The 3906-nt window shown below is 49.7% G+C and carries 2 protein-coding genes; both read left to right on the top strand.

Annotated elements, in window-relative coordinates; translation table 11 throughout:
- The first annotated feature begins 250 nt into the window (after positions 1-250).
- A complete protein-coding gene (locus ACTQW0_RS08420) occupies positions 251-451 on the top strand; it encodes an RICIN domain-containing protein (RefSeq protein ID WP_441567763.1) in 201 nt (66 codons plus the stop codon).
- Positions 452-454: 3 nt separating this feature from the next.
- The gene (locus ACTQW0_RS08415; RefSeq protein WP_441567765.1) at positions 455-3646 is read left to right on the top strand and encodes an RICIN domain-containing protein; all 3192 of its coding nucleotides are present in this window, start codon (positions 455-457) and stop codon (positions 3644-3646) included.
- Positions 3647-3906 lie beyond the last annotated feature (260 nt).

The following is a 3906-nucleotide window of genomic DNA, read 5'->3' as shown; positions in this document are numbered from 1 at the left end:
TGACGCGGAAACGGCCCCTCCCGGGGCCGTTTCAGTTCCAGATCGTTGTTTTCGCCCGCTGAGCTGGGCCTATGCCGGAATCTCTCCCACAGAAACCACCGAAGAGCCAAATAACACCGCTTGTCGATTTCCGTATTGCTCAAATTGGGCTGTTCGTTCAAGGTGTAGTTAAGTATTGTTTAGGGGATTGGGTGATTTGATGGTTGGTACTGATGCAGTTCTAATCTTCTTTCGGAAACGATCGAGGGGAATGGCGCTGCTTCTCTTATTCATCGCGCTTTGCGTAATGCCAACTCAGGCAGAGGCCAAAAGCTATGCTGAGCTTGATGACGGTGTTTACACTATCACTAATGTTATTGCCGATAAATCATTGGATGTTGCGGGCGGTAATTGCGTTAATGGGTCGAACGTGCAGGTTTATGAAGGTAATCATACCTATGCCCAGGCTTGAAGAATTTCTAAGAAAGGGTCCTCTTATTCCATTGAGAATTCGATTACCGGCATGGTGCTTGATGTTGCTGGTGGTTCAAAAATAGCGGGTGCTAATGCGCAGCTATATGATTCGAACAACACGCTGGCCCAACGATGGAAATTTGTCCAGAATGCTGACGGATCGTATTCAATTCGTTCTGACTGCAATGGTTTATTTCTTGATGTTGTCGGTGGAAGCAAAAAAAATGGAGCCAATGTTTGCCTTTATACGTCAAATGGCACCAAGGCGCAAAAATGGAGGGTCGAGCGCGTCACTCGACCTGTTACAGACGGCTCCTATCGTATTTCTACCGCTCTGTCGGATAAAAAGATGATTGACCTTTGTGGCGGATCTTTAGATAACGGAGCCGCTGTTCAAATCTACGAAGATAATGATTCGTCGGCTCAGGCTTGGAATGTTGTGTTCGACCAGAATACGGGCTACTATTCCATTTTCTCTGCGCTGTCTGGTCGTTCATTTGATATTCCTGGTGGTTCCAAGTCTTCCGGCGTGCGTATTCAACAGTACTCATCTAACCGAACTCCGGCACAGCAATGGCGTCTTCTGCAGACTTCTGACGGTCGCATTGAAGTTGTCTCGGCGCTAACAGGTAAGGCGTTGGACGTTCCCGGTGGTTCTCTCTCTAATGGCAACCAACTGCAAATGTATCAGGTGAACCATACCGACGCTCAAAAATGGACGTTCAACACGTCTCCAATAGATCATTCTGGTTCTTTTCAGCTTAGGACAACTGTTGACGAATCAGGTGTTCTTGACGTTCCCGGTGGGTCAAAGGATTCTGGTGCCGCATTGCAGCTTTGGGGCTCAAATCTGTCTCTGGCGCAGAAGTGGGTGCTTGAGCGTCAAGACGATGGCTCGTATACCTTTATAAATGCCAACTCGGGCCTGTATTTGACGGAAATTGCGAAAAGTGGAATCGAATATCGTAAAGAGCCTTCGGGTCGTTCATACTGGATCTTGGATGCTAGCTTAAACGGGGGATATCGTATTAAAAACAAACATTCCGGCAGATGTATTGATCTTTCTGGTGGATCGAGCGCTGCTGGTAACAGTGTTTCTACGTACTCGTGTAACGGAACCAAGGCCCAATCGTGGTTGCTCCTCCCATGTAATTTGATTGAGAATGGTGACTACTATCTGCTAAACCAGAGTGGCGCCAGGCAAGTTCTTGATGTCCCGTACGCTTCATCTAACGGGAGCCTTGCGCTTCAGACGTACGTTTTCAATGGCTCGGCGGCGCAACAGTGGCATCTCGAGAACAAGGGCGGCGGTTTCTTTACCATTAAGAACATCAACTCGGGTTTGTGTCTTGATGTCCGCTCAGGCCGTGCCAAATCGGGGACTATTGTCCAGCAGTATGCCGAGAACGATACCAAAGCTCAGTCTTGGAAGTATGTTCCCACTTTTAGCGGTGGTTATATCCAGTCTGCACTCGGTGACTATGTGCTCTCGACCAAGCGCGGGGCCGAATCGGGCGTGCTCACTATTATTTCTATCGACAAGACAACTCCGCAATCCGAATGGGAGTTTAGGAATGTTAACAATCCCGGTGATCTTGTCATTTCCCATAGCGTGGCCGCGTCTGAGTACAATCTGAGTCTTCGCTCGGGCTCGCTTGAAATTGGGATGACCTTTGACCGTTATGGCAATGCACACTTTGCGCTTCCGTCTGTTTTTGACCTTAACTCTGCTCAGCTTGCATACAGTGGTGGGCCGGAGACGTCTATTACTGTTGGAGACTGCTCTGTTGGACTTACCGTGGGGTCTTCGGTGGCGTTAAGCGATCTTGGCCTGACAAGCAGTGCGAACTCTGGTAGTCCGATCGTCGTTCGATCCAACCTTGATTCGGCCGATTTGTTCGTGTTTGACATTAAGCAGACCACTGGCGTGGCATCGATGTTTATTAGCAGTGACGATCCGGTCAATTATGGGCGTGGTTACATCGAATCGAGTGGAGACCATACTGCAGTTGCTACCGGTTCCATGAAGCTTGTTGACGCCTCCGGCGTCTCCGTGTATGACGGCGCACTGTCTCAGATTAAGGGTCGTGGCAACAGTACATGGATGATGGACAAGAAGCCATATCAGATCAAGCTCGATAAGAAGACTGACCTTTTGGAGACGGGCGACAAAGCGAATAAGAATAAGACCTGGGTGCTTTTGGCAAACGCCTATGATGGAACTTCGATGCGTAATGCTGCGGCATATTCGCTTGCGTCTGCATTGGGGACCCATGCGCCGATTGAGTGCCGTGCCGTTGATCTGTATTACGACGGACAATACCGCGGCGCTTATATGCTCTGCGAGAAGGTCCAGATCAACTCCGGTCGCGTGGATATCGACAACCTTGAAGACGCTAACGATGCCGTTAATAGCGGGATAAGCTATCAACTTGTCGAGGGGGTTAACTCTCGCGGTAATCGAATGAAGTACGCTGAGGGCCTGCAAAATCCCGCCGACATCACGGGCGGCTATCTGATTGAGTTTGATCAGGAGCGCTATGTGAATGAGGACGCCTGGTTTAGCGTAGATTCGGGAAACGGCGTACTGTACTTTGTGTGCAAGTCGCCTGGTGTTTGGACCAAGGATGAAGCTGAATATTTGAGTTCTCGCTTCCAGGAATTCTTCGATTGCATTCGCAACGGAGGCGTCAATCCTGAGACGGGAAAAACGACGGCGGATTACTGCGACATTGATTCTCTTGCGCGCCTTTACTGGCTCAATGAGATTACCAAGTGCGTTGACGGTTTTAATTACTCATCAACGTATCTGTTCAAAAATTCTGATGCCTCTGGCGACTCGCGGTTTGTTTTCGGTCCAGCCTGGGATTTTGACTTGGCGATGGGAAACGCTCTTTCATTCCAGTCAAGTGACAGTTGCTTGTCGCCGCAGGGTTGGCTTACGCGCAATGCTGTTTTAGGCTCTCGTCTGCTGCAGGATCCGACGGTTCGCGCTGCTGTTGATGCCGTCAAGCAAGAAGTGCTTGACGAAGCCCGGGGGTGCATCAATGGGCAGGATTACCTTGCGTATGAGTCTAGTGTTGCTACCTCTGTGAACATGGAGTCTATGTTGTGGGGTGTCTCTTCTGAGTCTCCCGATGCTGTACGCGCATGGCTCAACAGTCGTCTGGATTGGCTTGAGACGGCACAATAGGGCTATAGACTGATTTTTTACGTCCGTGTTTAGGGTCCTGTTGTTTTATTGGCTATCTATTAAGGTCGTTCGACTTACGTCGGGCGGCCTTTTCTGTTGATGAGTAACTCATGGGATGGACCGTTTGCTTGAACGCCCCGAATTTTGGCAGGTACCGTCAAGATTCTTTCGCAAATTGATTTAGCCGTCTCCGGCCCCGTCCTCTTCTAGCCCTCCGCCTTTCCCCTCAGCTCGTCCATCTCCTCCAGCTTCGACATGTC

The sequence above is a fragment of the Collinsella sp. LCP19S3_B7 genome, assembly GCF_052121795.1.
Taxonomy (GTDB): Bacteria; Actinomycetota; Coriobacteriia; order Coriobacteriales; family Coriobacteriaceae; genus Collinsella.
This window is presented reverse-complemented; position numbering and strand designations above follow the sequence as displayed.